The organism is Streptomyces rimosus (assembly GCF_008704655.1).
Taxonomy (GTDB): domain Bacteria; phylum Actinomycetota; class Actinomycetes; order Streptomycetales; family Streptomycetaceae; genus Streptomyces; species Streptomyces rimosus.
The window spans coordinates 3,913,555-3,930,993 of sequence record NZ_CP023688.1 but is presented as its reverse complement, the minus strand read 5'-3'; the positions used below and the strand labels follow the sequence as shown (position 1 = coordinate 3,930,993).

Sequence of the window (17,439 nt, the reverse complement as noted above, 5' to 3'; positions counted from 1 at the left end):
CGCAATGGGACCGACGACCGAGGGCTCCCCGGCCGGAGGCCCGGACCGGCCGCCGGGGGGGCCGGCCCCGGATCTGCCGGCCGACTGCTGCCTGGAGACCGGTTTCGGCTCGGCCGACCTGCCGCGGCTGCGTCTTCTGATCGGCTCGTACGCGGCCCGCCTGGGCCTGGCGGGGCACCGGCGCGACGCCCTGCTGGTGTCCGCCAACGAGGTGGCGGACAACGCGATCCGGCACGCGGGGGGCGGCGGGCGGCTCGCGCTGTACCGCGACGGGCTTCTGGTGTGCTGCCGGGTCTCCGACAGCGGTCCGGGCTTCGACGCGTCCGTCATCCCGGACCGCGCCCCCGGACTGGGCAGCGCGGCGGGGTGGGGCCTGTGGACCGTACGACAGCTCACGGACAGTCTGGAGATCGGCCGGGGCGTCGGCGGCCGGCCGCGGGGGGCCGTCGTCACGTTCTGCGTACGGTTGACGCCCCCGGCCCGCTGATCAGGGGCTTGAAGCCTGCTGATCCGACGTCGATGCGCCGCTGAACGGGTGGTTCACGTATGGGTGAATGCGTCGTGCATGCCGGTGACCCTGGGGCGAACGACCAATCGTCCGACTGTCCTACCGCGGCACCGCCCGTACCCGCGGTCGCCGGGCCTCGTTCGCAGCCCATGCACATCAGGGGTGTCGCGGTAACGGTAGGGCTGGCCATCACGATGGTCGGAACGGGGCTGATGACCGCGCCCCACGCGCGTGCCGGCGGCACCGCCAGTATCGGCGCCGCCTCATTCGGCACCAAGTGCCTCACGCTTCACCACTCGGGGCTGGTGCAGACCGCCGCTCAGGGCAATCCCGGCCTGGCCGACAGCAACCTCCTGCAGATGTCGAGCCAGATCCCCTACAACCACTGCGGTGGGGCCGATGTCAATCCGGACCTCCTCCTCGCGGACGAAACGAGCGAGTACATCCCCCTGAACCCGCTGAAGTAACCCGTACGGCCCTGTTCCCCGCCGTACCGCGGCAAGCACGATGGCGCCGTGGTCCCCTCCGGGGGCGCACGCCGGGGCCTTCGCGCGCCCCCTTGTGCGCCCTGGGGCGCGCCCCGTCCCGCACAAGACACGGGAATGTAAACACCGGCCAGTAGCGGCCCGCTTGCCTGGCCGCCATGTCCGCGTTACCGGTGATTCAACGTCGCTTGCGAGCATCACTGAATGCAGCCCGCTGTCCCGAACGCCGCCGGTCGCCGCCTGCGCCCCGTACCGACTCCGTCCGACGGGCTGGTATCGCCCTCGGCGCGGAAGAATAAGGCCATGAACCAGCAGCCCAGCGCCCAGGCAACGGACCGTACCGAGACGCCGGCGTCCCGGGCGGCGGACCACCTGCCGCCGTCCGCGCAGCCGTCGGTGGGCTCCATAGCCGCGCACCGGCCGCACGCGGTCGCCGTGCCGGTGCCCGAGCTGGAGCCGGATCTCGACGCCGACCTGGACGATTACGAGGAATCCGGCGCGGCAGGCGCCGACGGCGAGGAACTGCCCGCCGGCCGCTTCCTGGACCGTGAGCGGAGCTGGCTGGCGTTCAACGAGCGGGTACTGGAACTGGCCGAGGACCCGGCCACCCCGCTGCTCGAACGGGCCAACTTTCTCGCGATCTTCGCGAGCAACCTCGACGAGTTCTTCATGGTCCGCGTCGCGGGCCTCAAACGGCGCATCGCGACCGGTGTCGCCACCCGCTCCGCCTCCGGCCTCCAGCCCCGCGAGGTGCTGGACCTGATCTGGACCCGCTCGCGCGAGCTGATGGCGCGGCACGCCGCCTGCTACCAGCAGGACGTCGCCCCCGAACTCGCCGACCAGGGCATCCACCTGATCCGCTGGCCCGACCTGACCGAGAAGGAGCAGGCCCGCCTGTTCACGCTGTTCCGGCAGCAGATCTTCCCGGTCCTCACGCCGCTGGCGGTCGACCCGGCGCACCCGTTCCCGTACATCTCCGGCCTGTCCCTCAACCTGGCCGTCGTCGTACGCAATCCGGTCAGCGGCCACGACCACTTCGCACGGGTGAAGGTGCCGCCGCTGCTCTCCCGCTTCCTGGAGGCCGCTCCGCAGCGGTACGTGCCCATCGAGGACGTGATCGCCGCCCACCTGGAGGAGCTGTTCCCGGGGATGGAGGTGCGGGCCCACCACATGTTCCGGGTGACCCGCAACGAGGACCTGGAGGTCGAGGAGGACGACGCGGAGAACCTGCTCCAGGCGCTGGAGAAGGAGCTGATGCGGCGCCGCTTCGGGCCGCCGGTGCGCCTGGAGGTCGAGGAGACCATCGACCCCGCCGTACTGGACCTGCTCGTCCAGGAGCTGAAGGTCTCCGACTCCGAGGTCTATCCGCTGCCCGGACCCCTGGATTTGACCGGCCTGTTCGGCATAGGGGCGCTGGACCGCCCGGAGCTGAAGTACCCCAAGTTCGTGGCGGGCACCCACCGCGACCTCGCCGAGGTCGAGTCCGCCTCGGCGCCCGACATCTTCGCCGCGCTGCGCGCCCGTGACGTGCTGCTCCACCACCCGTACGACTCGTTCTCCACCTCCGTGCAGGCGTTCCTGGAGCAGGCCGCCGCCGACCCGGACGTCCTGGCGATCAAGCAGACGCTCTACCGCACCTCGGGCGACTCACCGATCGTCGACGCCCTGATAGACGCCGCGGAATCCGGCAAGCAGGTGCTCGTCCTCGTCGAGATCAAGGCGCGCTTCGACGAGCAGGCCAACATCAAATGGGCGCGCAAACTGGAGGAGGCGGGCTGCCATGTCGTGTACGGGCTGGTCGGGCTCAAGACGCACTGCAAACTGTCGCTGGTCGTCCGCCAGGAAGGCGAGATGCTGCGCCGTTACGCGCACGTGGGGACGGGCAACTACCACCCCAAGACCGCCCGGCTGTACGAGGACCTGGGGCTGCTGACCGCCGACCCGCAGGTGGGCGCCGACCTCTCCGACCTCTTCAACCGGCTCAGCGGCTACTCCCGCCGGGAGACCTACCGGCGGCTGCTGGTGGCCCCCAAGTCGCTGCGCGACGGCCTGGTCCAGCGCATCACCAAGGAGATCGCCCACCACCGCGCGGGGCGGCCCGCCTACGTCCGCATCAAGGTCAACTCGATGGTGGACGAGGCCGTCATCGACGCGCTCTACCGCGCGTCGCAGGCCGGTGTGCCGGTCGACGTGTGGGTGCGCGGCATCTGCGCCCTGCGGCCCGGGGTCGAGGGGCTCAGCGAGAACATCCGGGTGCGCAGCGTCCTCGGCCGCTTCCTCGAACACTCCCGGGTCTTTGCATTCGGCAACGGCGGTGAGCCCGAAGTCTGGCTCGGCAGCGCCGACATGATGCACCGCAACCTGGACCGGCGGATCGAGGCGCTGGTACGGGTCACCGACCAGGGCCACCGCGCCGCCCTCAACCGGCTCCTGGAGACCGGCACGTCGGACGCCACCTCGTCCTGGCACCTGGGCCCGGACGGCAACTGGACCCGGCACGCGGTCGACGCGGACGGCGCGCCGCTGCGCAACGTACAGGAAATGCTCATTGACGCCCGGAGGCGCCGGCGTGGCCCAGCGACATGACTTCCCCCCGCTCCGCTACGAGCCCGCCGGGCCCGGCGGCGCGCCCGCCGCGCTGGCCGACGGCCCGGCACGCACCGGCTCGCCGCCGCGCTCAGGCGGCCGGCCACGCCCGTACGGAACCGGCAGCCCCACGCTTACGGGACACACCGCCCGCGAAGTCCTCGCCGCCCATCTGCACCACCAGGCGACGGACTTCCTGCGCAGCCTGCGCTCCCACCGCGAAAGCGGCTCCGACGCGGAAGGCACCCGCGAGGCCGCCCGCCAGCTCCGCGCCGCCGCCCGGCGGATCGGCGGCGCGCTGCACACCTTCCGCCCGCTCACGGACGAGAAGTGGGCCGACCAGCTGCGCGGCGAACTGGCCTGGCTTTCGGGGACGCTGGGCCGCGAACACGCCAGTACGGCACGGCTGGACCGCCTGCTGGGCGCGCTGCAACGGCTGACCGGCCGCGCGGAACGGGAACGCGAGGCCGTTGCGGCCCGTACGGCCGCGGGGAACGCCACCGTTGCCGAAGCCCCGCCCGCCGCCTCCGGCCGGGACGGCGCGGACGCCGGGGAGGCCGACGCGCTCCTCTCCGCCGGGGCGGCGCGCGCCGGGGCCCTGCTGGAACGGCAGATCACCCTCGCCCGCACCCGTGCGCACTCCGCCGCCCTCCAGGCGCTCGGCTCCTCCCGCTTCCACGCGGTCGCCGACGCCGTCGCCGTACTGGCCTCGGAGGCGCCGCTCACCGTCGCCGCCGACCGGCCGGCGGCGGACGTCCTGCCGCCGCTGGCCGAACAGGCCCACCGGCGGCTCGCGGAGGCCGTCGCGGCGCTGCCGCTGGCCCGCGCCGGACACCCGTACAACGCCGACGCGCTCACCTCCGACGCCCGCCAGGACGCGCCCTGGCACCAGGTACGGATACTGGCCCGCCTGAGCCGGTACGCGCAGGAAGTGCTCGACCCCGACGACATCGACCCACGGCTCGCCGAGGCGGGCCGGGCCCTGGAACGCCACCGCGACGCCGCCGAGGCCGCTGCCGCCGCGGCAGCCGCCGCCCGCACCCCGCGCATCGCCCCCGCCACCGCCTACGCACTCGGCGTCCTGCACGCCGACCAGCGCCACGAAGTCGAGGCGGCGCGCTTCGCGTTCGGCCGGGCCTGGATTCCGGCCCCGGTCCCCGAGGCGGCCCAGCCGGTCCGGAAGGGATGAGGGAAAGATGTTGGTGCCCGGGAAACCCATCAAGGCGGCAGGCTGCGTATTGTGGCGCCGTTCTCCCGCCGACGGCGGACTCGAAATCGCCATCGTCCACCGGCCTAAATACGATGACTGGTCCCACCCGAAAGGGAAACTGAAGCGCGACGAGGACTGGCTCGCGGGCGCCCTGCGCGAGGTATCCGAAGAAACCGGGATGCGGTGCCACCCGGGCGCCGAACTCCCCACCGTGCATTATCCGGCCAACGGCCGCCCCAAAGAAGTCCGTTACTGGGCGGCGGAGGCGGTCGCGGGCGAATTCGACCCGAACGACGAGGTCGACCGGCTGCTGTGGCTGCCCCCTGACCAGGCCCGGCGCATCCTCACGCAGGGGCGGGACCAGGAATTGGTCGATGCGCTGCTGGAAGCGTTGCACGAGGTCGGCAGGGGCTGAAGCGGGAATCCGGCAGGGCCCCGGGGCGGCCGGGCGTCATCTCACGGGCCGGGGCGCGAGGTGTTCCTTCGGTCCCCGCCGGCCGTGCTGGATCGCTCTCGCCGACGACTGCCCGCATTGCCGGCACGGAGCCCGTACGACGCGGTAAAGCCGCCCTTTCACGTCGTACTCGAAAACGTCGCACACCATTCCCGCGCACCGGTCGGTCCGGCACGGCGCACTTCCGATCGCCCGCCCTTCCGGCGGAGCCGGATATACGGCGTTCCGGTCGCAGTGCAGGCAGGGGAAGGGCGTCAGCCCGCCCCCGTTGGCCACATAGGCGACCCCCTCGGCGCGGTCACAGCGCGGGCAGATCCAGGCCATGAGTGTGTCCTTCGGGTGGGGTCCTTCGGCCGGTGGGGACGGAGTATTCCGGGTCGGGGTGCCGATTTGGGGTGAATGCGTGGGGTGTCACCTGCATGGGGGACGGGCGTACGGGGGCGGTGGCGCCCGCCCCGCCTCCCGGCCGCGTGCCCGGTCTCCGCCGTCCGTCCTGATCTCCACTGGCAGACGCTTCAACTAACCTGAGTCCGGGCTTGTCAATTTTCCTTCGTGGGGCTATACCAGAAGGCGAAGGGCATCGCACCCAGTGCCTTCGGAAGGAGATGACCCGTGATGCTCATGCGCACCGATCCGTTCCGCGAGTTCGACCGCCTCACCCAGCAGGTGTTCGGAACGACGGCGCGTCCCGCGGCGCTGCCGATGGACGCCTACCGCTCCGGCGACGAGTTCGTGATCCACTTCGACCTGCCGGGGGTCGACCCGGAGTCCATCGATCTCGACATCGAGCGCAATGTGCTCACCGTCCGCGCCGAGCGCGCCTCCGCCGCCCCGGAGGGCGCCGAGATGATCGCGAGCGAGCGGACGACCGGCAAGTTCAGCCGGCAGCTGTTCCTCGGCGAGACCCTCGACAGCGAGCGGGTGGACGCGTCGTACGAGAGCGGCGTACTGACGCTGCGCATCCCCGTCGCGGAGCAGGCCAAGCCGCGCAAGATCCAGATCACGGGCGAAAGCTCGCGCAAGCAGATCTCCCAGTGACACGGGCCGGCCGCGCGGCACCACGGCCGCGCGGCCGGCACACCGGCCCGCCTACCGCCGCCGCAGCGACGCGTCCGCGACGGCCGGCGGCGTGTAGTAGAGGTCGGCCTTGTTCAGGTCCGTGCCCGGCGGCACGATCGCGTCGATACGGTCCAGCACCTCGGCGTCCAGCGTCACCTCCGCACCGTCCAGCAGGCTTTCGAGCTGGTCGTACGTGCGCGGCCCGATGATCACGGACGTGACCGCGGGGTGCGACCGTACGAACGCCGTCGCCAGGTGCGGCAGCGTCAGCCCCGCCTCGGACGCCACCTTCGCCAGCTCGGCGACCGCCTCCGCCTTGCGCGCGTTCTCGGGGACGGACAGATCGAACTTGGCGTTCTCCAGGGCGGCCCGCCCGCTCGCCGAAAGGTCCCGCCCCGACAGCCAGCCCGCGCTGAGCGGCCCCCAGGTCAGCACGCCCATTCCGTACCGCTGCGCGGTCGGCAGCACCGCCGCCTCGACGCCGCGCGCCAGCATCGAGTACGGCGGCTGCTCGCTGCGGAAACGCACATGGCCGCGGCGCTCGGCCGTCCACTGCGCCTCGACGATCGCCTCGGCGGGGAAGGTGGAACTGCCCACCGCCCGCACCTTGCCGGACCGTACGAGATCCGAGAGCGTGCCCAGCGTCTCGTCGATGTCGGTCGCCGGGTCGGGACGGTGCGCCTGGTAGAGGTCGATGTAATCGGTGCCCAGCCGCCGCAGGCTGTCCTCCACCGCCCGTACGATCCAGCGCCGCGAACTGCCGCCGTGGTTGGCGTCCGGCCCCATCGGATTGAAGAACTTGGTGGCCAGGACCACGTCCTCGCGCCGCCCCTTGAGCGCCTTGCCGACGATCTCCTCGGACTCGCCCGCCGCGTACACGTCCGCCGTGTCGATGAAGTTGATCCCCGCGTCCAGCGCGCGGTGCACGATCCGCACGCTGTCGTCGTGGTCCTTGTTTCCCCAGGCTCCGAACATCATCGCGCCGAGCGCGTACTCGCTGACCGAGATGCCGGTGCCGCCAAGAATCCTGCGCTGCATGAGTCCTCTTCTCCTGCGGGTGCCGCTGCCGGGTCGCGTGCGCGGGGCTTGCGTACGGCCTTGATACGGCTCGTGTACGGCCTGCCGTACGTACCCGTGCGACGTCGTGCACACCACCCTGCGCGCCGCCTCCGCCCCGAACCAGGCCCGCCGCAGCCTGGGTCCGGCGGAACCACCCTGACGGCCGACGTCTTGAACCGGGCCTCCCGCGCGCGCCCGCGCCGCATACTGGAGCGATGGGTGTGCACACGGAACCCGAGATCAGAGCGTTTCTCAAGGCGCGCCGCGCGGCGCTGGACCCTGCCGAACTCGGCCTGCCGGACGGCATCACCCGGCGCCGCGTGCGCGGTCTGCGGCGCGAGGAGGTCGCGCAACTGGCCGGCATCAGCGTCGACTACTACACGCGCATCGAACAGGGCCGCGCCAACGCCATCTCGGAACCGGTGCTGGACGCCATCGAACGCGCCCTGCGGCTGACCGCGGCCGAGGCCCGCTACCTGCGCAACATCGCGGGGCCCCGGCGCCCCGCCCCGGCCCCGGAGCCGGAACGGCGCGTACGGCCCGAGATCCGGCACCTGCTGGACGCCCTGGACGAGACCGTCCCCGCGTACATCCAGGGCCCCGGCATGGACGTCCTCGCCTGGAACCGCCTCGCCGCCCGCCTCGCCTTCGACTACGACACGATCGAGCCCGCGCGGCGCAACAACGCCCTCCTGATCTTCCTGGACCCGTCGGCCCGCACCCTCCACCTGGACTGGGAAGAGATCGCGGAGAGCGTCGTCGGCAATCTGCGCGCCGAGGCCGGCCGCAGCCCGGAAAGCCCCCGGCTGTGCGCCGTCATCTGCGAACTCCTCGACCACAGCGCGGACTTCCGGCGCCTGTGGGAGGCCCAGTCCGTACAGGAGCGGTGCAGCGGCACCAAACGCGTGCGGCACCCCGAAGCCGGCGAACTCGTCCTGTGCTACGAGAGCTTCCGGCTGCCCCAGGATTCCGAGCAGTCGCTGTGTACGTATACGGCGCCGCGCGACTCACCGACGGAACGGAAGCTGCGGGAGCTGGCCCGGGGAGTGGCGGTGGGGGCGCCGTAGCGCCGCCCCGCGGCCCCGCGGTCACACCGGCGCCAGCGCCTCCCACCGCACCGTGACCTCCCCCTGCCGCCACCGCCGTGGCCCGTCGGCCAGCGGCCATGCCGTACTGAGGGCGAGCACGCTGCGCATCCACCGCTGCCGCGCGCCCAGCGACGCGTACGGGGCGGCCGCCGCCCACGCCCGGTCGAAGTCGCGCAGGAACGCGTGCACGGGCTGGCCCGGCACATTGCGGTGGATCAGTGCCTTCGGCAGGCGTTCTGCCAGGTCGGACGGGGTTTCCAGGGCGCTGAGCCGGGCCGCGAAGGTGACCGTGCGCGGCCCTTCGGGACCCAGCGCCACCCATACGTGCCGCCGCCCGATCTCGTCGCAGGTGCCCTCCACCAGGAGCCCGTCAGGGGCCAGCCGCGCGCACAGCCGCTCCCAGACGGCGGCGACCTCGTCCTCGGCGTACTGGCGCAGCACGTTCGCCGCCCGGATCAGCACCGGCGGGCGCCCGCCCGGCAGCGGCACCTCGAAGCCGCCGTGCGCGAAGACCAGCCCAGGGCACGCGTACGGCGCCGCGGCGGCGACCCGCTCCGGGTCGATCTCGATGCCGACCACCTGCACGTCCGCCCGTACGGTACGCAGCCGGACCAGCAGCTCCACGGCGGTCCAGGGCGCTGCGCCGTAGCCCAGGTCCACGGCGACGGGGGCGGGGCCGCGGCGCAGCGCGGCGGCGTGCGTGGCGGCGATCCAGCGGTCCATGCGGCGCAGCCGGTTCGGATTGGTGGTTCCGCGCGTCGCGTTCCCGAGGGGGCGGGAGGGCGGGGGAGAGGCGGACGTGCTGCGGACCATGTCCCGACCTTATGCGCACGAGGGGCCCGCCCGTCCCGGAAGCCGCTGCCGGGCGCCCGGCCCCGCCGTACAAGGTCACACTTTGGCAAAGTGGCGGGAGAGCGGGCTCACAGGGAAATGGATGCACCGGTTCCGTTGTTACGGGCTTCGGAGGCGCCGTACGCCCCGGCCAAGGCCGTACCGGCTAGGAGGTTAGCCCGCAGTGAGCCAATACGTGTCCAGGCTCCGCAGCCGTTCCCACGGTCCGTTCCCGGGCCGCACCGGGCTGCGCCTGCCGGGCGCGGCCCGCCGCCCGCGCCGGGTCGCCATGCTGAGCGTGCACACCTCCCCGCTGCACCAGCCGGGCACCGGCGACGCCGGCGGCATGAACGTCTACATCGTCGAGCTGGCCAGGAAACTCGCCGCCCTCAACATCGAGGTCGAGATCTTCACCCGCGCCACGACCGGCACGCTCCCGCCCGCCGTCGAGCTGGCCCCCGGCGTCCTCGTACGGCACGTGGACGCCGGCCCCTACGAGGGCCTGGCCAAGGAAGAGCTGCCGGCCCAGCTCTGCGCCTTCACGCACGGCGTGATGCAGGCATGGGCGGGCCACCGCCCCGGCTACTACGACCTGGTGCACTCCCACTACTGGCTCTCCGGCCACGTCGGCTGGCTCGCCGCCGAGCGCTGGGGCGTCCCGCTCGTCCACGCCATGCACACCATGGCCAAGGTCAAGAACGCCGCGCTGGCCGCGGGCGACACCCCCGAACCCGCCGCGCGCGTCATCGGCGAGACCCAGATCGTGCGCGCCGCCGACCGGCTGATCGCCAACACGGACGAGGAAGCCGGCGAGCTGATCCGCCACTACGAGGCCGAGCGGGGCAAGGTCGCCGTGGTGCATCCGGGGGTGAACCTGGACCGGTTTCGGCCCGCGGACGAAAGCACGCCCGGCGAAGCCGCTTCCGACACCTCCGGCTCCCGCGCCGCCGCCCGTGCCCGCCTCGGCCTGCCCCAGGACGCCCTGATCCCGCTCTTCGCCGGCCGCATCCAGCCGCTGAAGGCCCCCGACATCCTGCTGCGCGCCGTCGCCGTCCTGCTCGACGAGGAACCGTCCCTGCGGTCGCGCCTGGTCGTCCCCGTGGTCGGCGGCCCCAGCGGCAGCGGCCTGGCCAAGCCCGAGGGCCTGCAGAAGCTGGCCGCACGCCTCGGCATCGCCGACGTCGTACGCTTCCGTCCACCGGTCGGACAGGAACAGCTCGCCGACTGGTACCGCGCCGCGTCCGTGCTGGTCATGCCGTCCTACAGCGAATCGTTCGGCCTGGTCGCCATCGAGGCCCAGGCGTGCGGCACCCCCGTGATCGCCGCCGCCGTCGGCGGCCTCCCGGTGGCCGTACGCGACGGCGTCAGCGGCTTCCTGATAGCCGGCCACGACCCGGCCGACTACGCCCGCGCCCTCGGCCGCTTCGCCCGCGACACCTCCCTGGCCGGCCGGATGGGCGGGGCCGCCGCCCGGCACGCCCGGTCCTTCGGCTGGGACACCGCCGCCGCCGCGACCGCCGAGGTGTACACCGCCGCGATGCAGGAGCGGCGCCGTCACCTACGATCACCCCATGGCTGACGACACGGCACGACAGGTGATCGAGACGGCTCTCGACGACGCCGGCCTGACGTGGGAATCGCCCACCGACGGCACGTACGTGGTGACCCTGCCCGGCACCCGCAAACTCTCCACGACCTGCTCCCTGATCGTCGGCAAGCACTCCCTGTCGGTCAACGCCTTCGTCGTCCGCCGCCCGGACGAGAACCACGAGGCCGTGCACCGCTGGCTCCTGGAGCGCAACACCCGCCTGTACGGCGTGAGTTACGCGATCGACAAGCTCGGCGACATCTACCTCGTCGGCAAGCTCCCCCTCACGGCCGTCACCCCGGACGAACTCGACCGCATCCTCGGCACGGTCCTGGAGAACGCCGACGGCAGCTTCAACACCCTCCTGGAGATGGGCTTCGCGTCCGCCATCCGCAAGGAGTACGAATGGCGGGTGGCGCGCGGGGAGTCGACGCGGAATCTGGAGGCGTTCAGCCATCTGACGCGGCCGTCGGACTGAGGGCGGCTGCGTCCCCCCGCTCCCGTACGTACCTCACCGTACGAACCGGATCTCCGGGAACCGGGCCGACGGTCCGTCCAGCAACTTCCCGCCCCGCCCCCGCAGCCACCGGTCGAAGAACGCCGTCACACAGGCCCGCTGCACGGCCACCGAGCGGTCCGGCGCGACCGTACCCACCAGCTTCTCGACGGTCTTCCGCGACAGCCCGCCCTCCCCGTCTTGCCCGGCCAGCTGCGGCACCAGCGACTGCGCGTCCGTGAAGCTCGCGTGCGCGGCGCCGGTCAGGGTGAGGTCCCGGTGCCACCCCGAACTGTGCTCCCACACCGCTTTCCAGGACGCGACCGTGTGGTGGTCGTCGCCCTCCTTGCCCATCAGGAGCAGCGGACGGTCCAGCCCGTCCGTGCCGACCGTGGACGGATGGGCGGGATCGTCATCGCGCTGCGTATAACCCATCACCCCGTCCATGTTCACCGCCGCCTTGATCCGGCGGTCGTCGTGCATGGCCTGCGCCGCGGTGAACCCACCACCGGACTGTCCGAACATCCCCACCGCCCGCAGATCCAGCGCGCCGCGCAGGGGGCGCGGCAGCGCCGACCGGCCCAGCTCGTCCAGGACGAACCGCGTGTCGGCCACCCGTACGGCCGTCAGCTTCTTCAGCAACTCGGTGACCTGCGCGGGCGTCTTCGCCTTCCCGGCCTCCTCCGGCATACGGGTACGCGCCACCCGCCCGTCCGGAAACTGCACCCCGGGCGCTTCGTACGTGTGATCAACGCTGACGACGGCGTACCCGCGGGAGGCCAGCTCGTCGGCGAGCGTGCTGCCCAGCGAGCGCGGATCCGCCGCCCCGGGCGAGTAGATCAGCACCGGGAATCCCCGCCCGGAGTGGCGCGCGACCGGCGCGTCAAGGTGCGCGTGCGCAAGGGTGGCGCCCCAGTCGGCCAGGCCCTTCGGGATGTCCGCCGAGAAGTTGCTCCAGTCCTCGAACGCGGCGGCCTCGCCCGGCAGCATCTGAGGCGCGCGCGGATGCCCGCCGGCCGCACGGGCCGGGTAGCGGACGCTCACCATCAATTCCCGGTACGGGCGCGCCGCCACCCAGGGGTCGCGACGGGCTCTGTCCACCAAGTGGAGTGAGGTCACGCCCACTTGATACGGGCCGGTCGGAGCGGGGAGCGTCATCCGGACCGGTGTCGCGCGCCGCGGGGCGGCCTTCGCCGTATTCGCCGTATTTGCCGTGTCCGTCGTGCTCCCGGGCGCCGGAGAGGCGAGGGTGAGGGCCGCCACGGCGGCCAGCCCTGTCATCACACAGCCACGCCGCGTAAAGGTCGTCATTCAGGTTCTCCCCGTTCCGGTGGTCTGTCGTTCCGGTGGTCTGCCGTTCCGGTGGTCTGCCGTTCCGGTGGTGCGTCCGGGGCGTCCGCCGCCCCGCGTCCAGCCTTCCGAACCCGTACGCGCGGCGCGATCGTGCCAGCACCCGTATCGGCGCCCGTACCCCCACGACCCGGTGCCCGGCCCCACCCGAAGATCAACCTCGCGCCCCGGGCGCGGTCACCTCCGCCGACCGTGGGCCGCGGCGATCCCCTGGCCGAAAGTGGATTACGCTCGAAGGCATGGCCGACGCACCGTACAAGCTGATCCTCCTTCGCCACGGCGAGAGCGAGTGGAACGCGAAGAACCTGTTCACCGGCTGGGTGGACGTCAACCTGAACGAGAAGGGCGAGAAGGAGGCGGTCCGCGGCGGTGAGCTGCTCAAGGACGCCGGCCTGCTCCCCGACGTCGTGCACACCTCCGTCCAGAAGCGCGCCATCCGCACCGCGCAGCTGGCCCTGGAGGCCGCCGACCGCCACTGGATCCCGGTCCACCGCAGCTGGCGCCTGAACGAGCGCCACTACGGTGCGCTCCAGGGCAAGGACAAGGCGCAGACCCTGGCCGAGTTCGGCGAGGAGCAGTTCATGCTCTGGCGCCGCTCGTACGACACGCCGCCGCCCCCGCTGGCCGACGACGCCGAGTTCTCCCAGATCGACGACCCGCGCTACGCGATCATCCCCAGCGAGCTGCGCCCGCGCACCGAGTGCCTCAAGGACGTCGTCGGGCGCATGCTGCCGTACTGGTACGACAGCATCGTCCCCGACCTGTCCGCCGGCCGCACCGTCCTGGTCGCCGCCCACGGCAACTCGCTCCGCGCCCTGGTCAAGCACCTGGACGGCATCTCCGACGCGGACATCGCCGCCCTGAACATCCCCACCGGCATCCCGCTCTCCTACGAGCTCGACGCCGACTTCCACCCGGTCACCCCGGGCGGCACCTACCTCGACCCGGAGGCCGCCAAGGCCGCCATCGAGGCGGTCAAGAACCAGGGCAAGAAGAAGTAAGCATCGCGATCACGGCCTCTCACCCGCACGTTCGGTGCGGGTGAGGGGCCTTGGTCTTTTCCGGGGCGCCCGCGGGCCGCAACCTGCCGTGCGCCCTCCTCTTGACAGCTCGGCCTGGTCCGATCGGGACCACCTGACGGAGCTAACCAGCCATTGTAAAGAAAACACTAAAAAATCCACGGGACGATCCACGTCGTTGGCAATTCAACCGATGACGACGACGGGAGTGCCGAGATGTGCGGAATCTCCGGCTGGCTCGCGTTCGACCGCGACCTGACCAAAGAGCAGGCGACGGTGGACGCGATGACCGGGACCATGGCCTACCGGGGCCCCGACGCCGGGGGCACCTGGGTGGACCGGCACGTGGCACTCGGCCACCGCCGCCTGGCGGTGATCGACATCGAGGGCGGCACGCAGCCGATGCGTGTCGACACCCCCAACGGCCCGGTGGCCATCACCTACAGCGGCGAGGTGTACAACTTCACCGAGCTGCGCGAGGAACTGCGTCGTCACGGCCACCGCTTCCGGACGGCGAGCGACACCGAGGTCGTGCTGCGCGGATACCTGCAGTGGGGCGAGGCACTGGCCGACCGGCTCAACGGCATGTACGCCTTCGCGATCTGGGACTCCCGGAACGAGAAGCTCGTCATGATCCGCGACCGGATGGGCATCAAGCCCTTCTACTTCCACCCCACCGCCGACGGCGTGCTGTTCGGCTCGGAGCCCAAGGCCATCCTGGCCCACCCGATGTTCAAGCGGGTGATCGAAGCCGACGGCCTGTTCGAGCTGCTGAGCGTGTGCAAGACGCCGGGACATGCGATCTGGTCCGACATGCGCGAGGTCCGGCCGGGCAGCCTCGTGGTGGTCGACCGCGCCGGTCTACGCGAGCGGACGTACTGGAAGCTGACGACCCAGGAGCACACCGACGACCGGGACACCACGGTCACCAAGATCCGTGAGCTGCTCGAAGACATCGTGCGGCGCCAGCTCGTCGCGGACGTGCCGCAATGCGTGCTGCTCTCGGGCGGACTGGACTCCAGCTCGATCACGGCGCTGTCCGCGCGGGAGCTGGCCGCGCACGGCGAGAAGGTGCGCAGCTTCTCCGTCGACTTCGTCGGGCTGGCCGACAACTTCCGGCCCGACAACATGCGGGCCACCCCGGACTCGCCGTTCGTGCACGACGTGGCCGATCACGTCGGCTCCCTGCACGAGGACATCGTGCTGCCCCACACCGCGCTCACCGACCCCGACGCGCGCAGGGCGGTCCTGGCGGCCAAGGACTTCCCCAGCGGCCTCGCCGACGTGGACGTATCGCTGTACATGCTGTTCAAGGCGATCCGCGAGCACTCCACGGTCGCGCTCTCCGGTGAGACGGCGGACGAGCTCTTCGGCGGCTACCCGTGGTTCCAGGACCCGGTGGCGCAGCGCGCCGGCATCTTCCCGTGGATGGTCCCCGTGCTGTCCGAGTGGTCCAAGGCGAACGCGCTGGGGCTGCTCAACCCGGACCTGATCGCCATGAGTGACCTGGGGACGTACGTCAAGGACCGGTACAGCGAGGCGGTCGCCGGCGTCGAGCCGTTGCCCGGGGAGGACGTACAGGAACGGCGCATGCGCGTCATGTCCCATCTGCACCTCACCCGGTTCCTCCAGGTGCTGCTCGACCGCAAGGACCGGATCAGCATGGCGGTCGGCCTGGAGGTCCGGGTGCCGTACTGCGACCACCGGCTGGTGGAGTACGTCTACAACACCCCGTGGGCGATGAAGAGCTTCGACGGCCGGGAGAAGAGCCTGCTCCGCGCGGCCGCCGGCGATCTGCTCCCGCGATCGGTGGTGGAACGCCTGAAGAGCCCCTACCCGTCCACCCAGGACCCGGGCTACGCGGGCGGACTCCAGCAGATGGGCAAGCAACTGCTCTCCGAGCCGGACCATCCGATCTTCCAGCTGGTGACCCGCGCATCGCTCGACAAGATGGTGAAACTGGACCCGGCGAAGATGCCGGACGCCATCCGCGAGCAGCTCGACCGGATGATGGACATCGCGACCTGGCTGGAGATGTATCAACCGGAGATCCGGATGTCCTGACCGATTGGTGTCAGGGTCGATGGCGGGCCCTGAACCGGGCCTGAGCCTCCTGCCTGCGGCTTCTCCGCCGGCAGGGGGCTTTGCCGTTTACGGGGCCGCCCGGGCGTCCGGCGCTGCGCGTCTCGTGCTCCTCCTCGGCCGGACCTCCCCCGTCGGAGGAGCGTCCGGCGGCAGCCGAGCCCGGTCCAGGGGGTTCGGCCGGTCCGTGTACCGATACCGGAAGAGGACGTGATCATTGATCACCGCGTACTCGTCCCTCGCACGTCCCGCATGGCCCCGCCCAGCTCCCGTGCAGGGTCCGCCAGGTTCGCGCGTGCCGCTTCCGCGAGCGTGGAGCCGTATGAGCTCCGCTTCTTCAGCCGCGCCGCGAGGTGGGTGTTGTCACGTGTGACAGGTGCGCCAAGCGCCTACAAGGGAACTGGGGGCGCACACGAAGCTCGTCTGCGTCTTCTTCACAGCCGATGTGGAGAGCGGCATCCACGTCATCCACTGGGGGGAAGCCCACCTCGAACTCGACCGCACCTTCACCTGGCTGCACAGCGAAGAGCTTCCTGTCACCGGTCCGCCCGTCGGGTGACCGCGGGCAAGGGCCCCGGTCGGCGGTGTGCCGAGCGGGGCCCGTCCCTCCCGCCGCAGTCGTCCCCCAAACACCCGCCGGAACGTTTGGGCGGGACTGCGGGCGGGAGCCGGCCGCGGCGACGGCCCTGAATCAGCCGCAGCTGCCGCCGCACTGGCACGGGCCGCCGGACTGGCAGCCGCAGGAGCAGCCGGGGCCGCAGCCGCAGTTGGAGAGGTGGGGCTCGGGGGTGGAGGTGCGCGGCATGGGTTGCCTCCTTGGGAAGAGGGGCATCGGTTGTCGTCCTCTTCCATTGGAGGCCCGCTCGATGAGGCGCATCAACGGCGCGCGGTGGCACGGCGCGCCGTCGAACGAGTCCTGGACGGAGCCGGGCGCCGCTACGCGCCCTCCACCGGTGCCGGCGCGGCGATCTCGTCCGCGTGCTCGCCGGTGACCAGGTAGACGACGCGCTTGGCGACCGACACCGCGTGGTCGGCGAACCGCTCGTAGTAGCGGCCGAGCAGCGTCACGTCCACGGCGGTCTCGATGCCGTGCTTCCAGCGGTCGTCCATCAGGTGCTGGAAGAGGGTGCGGTGGAGGAGGTCCATCGCGTCGTCGTCCTGTTCCAGCTGCAGCGCCAGGTCGACGTCCTTGGTGATGATGACCTCGCCGGCCTTGGCCATCAGGCGCTGGGCGAGCTGGCCCATCTCCAGGATCGTGGCGTGCAGGTCCCGCGGTACGGCGCGCTCGGGGAACCGCAGCCGGGCGAGCTTGGCCACGTGCTGGGCCAGGTCGCCGGAGCGTTCCAGGTCGGCGCTCATCCGCAGGGAGGTGACGACTATCCGCAGGTCGGTGGCGACCGGCTGCTGGCGCGCCAGCAGGGCTATCGCGCGGGCCTCCAGGTCCCGCTGGAGATCGTCCACCTTCTCGTCGGCGGCGATGACGGCCTCGGCCAGCTTCAGGTCCGCGTCGAGTATCGCCGTGGTGGCGCGCCCGATCGCGGAGCCGACGAGCCTGGCCATCTCGACGAGGCCCTCGCCGATCGAATCCAGCTCCTCGTGGTACGCGTCCCGCATCAGTGACCTT

16 protein-coding genes are annotated in these 17,439 nt (G+C 71.6%); 12 read left to right on the top strand and 4 right to left on the bottom strand.

The features are described 5' to 3' along the window. The first annotated feature begins 4 nt into the window (after positions 1 to 4). From CP984_RS16380 to CP984_RS16355, 6 genes are all read left to right on the top strand, one after another. Entirely contained in the window at positions 5 to 487 is a 483-nt protein-coding gene (locus tag CP984_RS16380) for an ATP-binding protein (RefSeq protein ID WP_003981279.1), read from the top strand. A 233-nt stretch (positions 488 to 720) separates the two neighbouring features. Then, on the top strand, positions 721 to 975 hold the full coding sequence (locus CP984_RS16375) for a hypothetical protein (protein ID WP_030417430.1): 255 nt from the start codon (positions 721 to 723) through the stop codon (positions 973 to 975). Between the two features lie 321 nt (positions 976 to 1,296). Next, the gene (locus tag CP984_RS16370; RefSeq protein WP_003981277.1) at positions 1,297 to 3,579 is read left to right on the top strand and encodes an RNA degradosome polyphosphate kinase; all 2,283 of its coding nucleotides are present in this window, start codon (positions 1,297 to 1,299) and stop codon (positions 3,577 to 3,579) included. Further along, positions 3,563 to 4,768, top strand: coding sequence for a CHAD domain-containing protein (locus CP984_RS16365; RefSeq protein ID WP_371280485.1), 1,206 nt, complete (start codon positions 3,563 to 3,565; stop codon positions 4,766 to 4,768). The genes CP984_RS16370 and CP984_RS16365 overlap by 17 nt, the downstream gene beginning before the upstream one ends. A gap of 7 nt (positions 4,769 to 4,775) precedes the next feature. After that, the gene (locus tag CP984_RS16360; protein ID WP_003981275.1) at positions 4,776 to 5,204 is read left to right on the top strand and encodes an NUDIX hydrolase; all 429 of its coding nucleotides are present in this window, start codon (positions 4,776 to 4,778) and stop codon (positions 5,202 to 5,204) included. A gap of 654 nt (positions 5,205 to 5,858) precedes the next feature. Further along, positions 5,859 to 6,281, top strand: coding sequence for an Hsp20/alpha crystallin family protein (locus CP984_RS16355; protein ID WP_003981274.1), 423 nt, complete (start codon positions 5,859 to 5,861; stop codon positions 6,279 to 6,281). Positions 6,282 to 6,332: 51 nt separating this feature from the next. Here the strand turns inward: CP984_RS16355 and CP984_RS16350 are convergent, their stop codons facing one another. Beyond that, positions 6,333 to 7,340, bottom strand: coding sequence for an aldo/keto reductase (locus CP984_RS16350; protein WP_003981273.1), 1,008 nt, complete (start codon positions 7,338 to 7,340; stop codon positions 6,333 to 6,335). A gap of 236 nt (positions 7,341 to 7,576) precedes the next feature. Between CP984_RS16350 and CP984_RS16345 the strand changes: the two genes are divergently transcribed. Next, positions 7,577 to 8,428, top strand: coding sequence for a helix-turn-helix transcriptional regulator (locus CP984_RS16345; RefSeq protein ID WP_003981272.1), 852 nt, complete (start codon positions 7,577 to 7,579; stop codon positions 8,426 to 8,428). 21 nt (positions 8,429 to 8,449) lie between these two features. On the opposite strand, the gene CP984_RS16340 is transcribed toward CP984_RS16345, so the two are convergent. Further along, complete coding sequence (locus CP984_RS16340; protein WP_003981271.1) at positions 8,450 to 9,262, bottom strand: methyltransferase domain-containing protein; 813 nt, start codon at positions 9,260 to 9,262, stop codon at positions 8,450 to 8,452. 202 nt (positions 9,263 to 9,464) lie between these two features. Between CP984_RS16340 and mshA the strand changes: the two genes are divergently transcribed. Together mshA and CP984_RS16330 are read left to right on the top strand one after the other, a co-directional pair. Then, complete coding sequence (gene mshA, locus CP984_RS16335) at positions 9,465 to 10,859, top strand: D-inositol-3-phosphate glycosyltransferase (RefSeq protein ID WP_003981270.1); 1,395 nt, start codon at positions 9,465 to 9,467, stop codon at positions 10,857 to 10,859. After that, positions 10,852 to 11,346: a type III secretion system chaperone family protein gene (locus tag CP984_RS16330; protein ID WP_003981269.1), complete on the top strand. Its 495-nt coding sequence runs from the start codon at positions 10,852 to 10,854 to the stop codon at positions 11,344 to 11,346. The genes mshA and CP984_RS16330 overlap by 8 nt, the downstream gene beginning before the upstream one ends. A gap of 33 nt (positions 11,347 to 11,379) precedes the next feature. Here the strand turns inward: CP984_RS16330 and CP984_RS42625 are convergent, their stop codons facing one another. Continuing rightward, on the bottom strand, positions 11,380 to 12,465 hold the full coding sequence (locus CP984_RS42625) for an alpha/beta hydrolase family protein (RefSeq protein WP_324604676.1): 1,086 nt from the start codon (positions 12,463 to 12,465) through the stop codon (positions 11,380 to 11,382). Between the two features lie 488 nt (positions 12,466 to 12,953). Between CP984_RS42625 and CP984_RS16320 the strand changes: the two genes are divergently transcribed. The 3 genes from CP984_RS16320 (at position 12,954) to CP984_RS16305 (ending at position 16,374) form a co-directional block, all read left to right on the top strand. Continuing rightward, positions 12,954 to 13,715 (top strand): phosphoglyceromutase, encoded by a 762-nt coding sequence (locus tag CP984_RS16320; RefSeq protein WP_003981267.1) that lies wholly within the window; start codon positions 12,954 to 12,956, stop codon positions 13,713 to 13,715. Positions 13,716 to 13,949: 234 nt separating this feature from the next. After that, a complete protein-coding gene (gene asnB, locus CP984_RS16315; RefSeq protein ID WP_003981266.1) occupies positions 13,950 to 15,797 on the top strand; it encodes an asparagine synthase (glutamine-hydrolyzing) in 1,848 nt (615 codons plus the stop codon). Between the two features lie 394 nt (positions 15,798 to 16,191). Beyond that, positions 16,192 to 16,374 carry a hypothetical protein gene (locus CP984_RS16305; protein WP_003981265.1) on the top strand — a complete coding sequence of 61 codons (183 nt, stop codon included), beginning with the start codon at positions 16,192 to 16,194 and terminating at the stop codon, positions 16,372 to 16,374. 377 nt (positions 16,375 to 16,751) lie between these two features. Here CP984_RS16305 and phoU read toward each other — a convergent pair whose 3' ends face one another. Continuing rightward, the gene (phoU, locus tag CP984_RS16295; RefSeq protein WP_003981264.1) at positions 16,752 to 17,429 is read right to left on the bottom strand and encodes a phosphate signaling complex protein PhoU; all 678 of its coding nucleotides are present in this window, start codon (positions 17,427 to 17,429) and stop codon (positions 16,752 to 16,754) included. Positions 17,430 to 17,439: the final 10 nt, after the last annotated feature.

What these genes read in the sequence shown, in the direction of transcription:
- CP984_RS16350 (WP_003981273.1), bottom strand. Translation starts at nt 7,340, where the DNA reads ATGCAGCGCAGGATTCTTGGCGGCACCGGCATCTCGGTCAGCGAGTAC.
- CP984_RS16320 (WP_003981267.1), top strand. Translation starts at nt 12,954, where the DNA reads ATGGCCGACGCACCGTACAAGCTGATCCTCCTTCGCCACGGCGAGAGC.
- asnB (WP_003981266.1), top strand. Translation starts at nt 13,950, where the DNA reads ATGTGCGGAATCTCCGGCTGGCTCGCGTTCGACCGCGACCTGACCAAA.
- CP984_RS16345 (WP_003981272.1), top strand. Translation starts at nt 7,577, where the DNA reads ATGGGTGTGCACACGGAACCCGAGATCAGAGCGTTTCTCAAGGCGCGC.
- CP984_RS16360 (WP_003981275.1), top strand. Translation starts at nt 4,776, where the DNA reads ATGTTGGTGCCCGGGAAACCCATCAAGGCGGCAGGCTGCGTATTGTGG.
- phoU (WP_003981264.1), bottom strand. Translation starts at nt 17,429, where the DNA reads ATGCGGGACGCGTACCACGAGGAGCTGGATTCGATCGGCGAGGGCCTC.
- CP984_RS16340 (WP_003981271.1), bottom strand. Translation starts at nt 9,262, where the DNA reads ATGGTCCGCAGCACGTCCGCCTCTCCCCCGCCCTCCCGCCCCCTCGGG.
- CP984_RS16370 (WP_003981277.1), top strand. Translation starts at nt 1,297, where the DNA reads ATGAACCAGCAGCCCAGCGCCCAGGCAACGGACCGTACCGAGACGCCG.
- CP984_RS16380 (WP_003981279.1), top strand. Translation starts at nt 5, where the DNA reads ATGGGACCGACGACCGAGGGCTCCCCGGCCGGAGGCCCGGACCGGCCG.
- CP984_RS16355 (WP_003981274.1), top strand. Translation starts at nt 5,859, where the DNA reads ATGCTCATGCGCACCGATCCGTTCCGCGAGTTCGACCGCCTCACCCAG.
- CP984_RS16375 (WP_030417430.1), top strand. Translation starts at nt 721, where the DNA reads ATGACCGCGCCCCACGCGCGTGCCGGCGGCACCGCCAGTATCGGCGCC.
- CP984_RS16330 (WP_003981269.1), top strand. Translation starts at nt 10,852, where the DNA reads ATGGCTGACGACACGGCACGACAGGTGATCGAGACGGCTCTCGACGAC.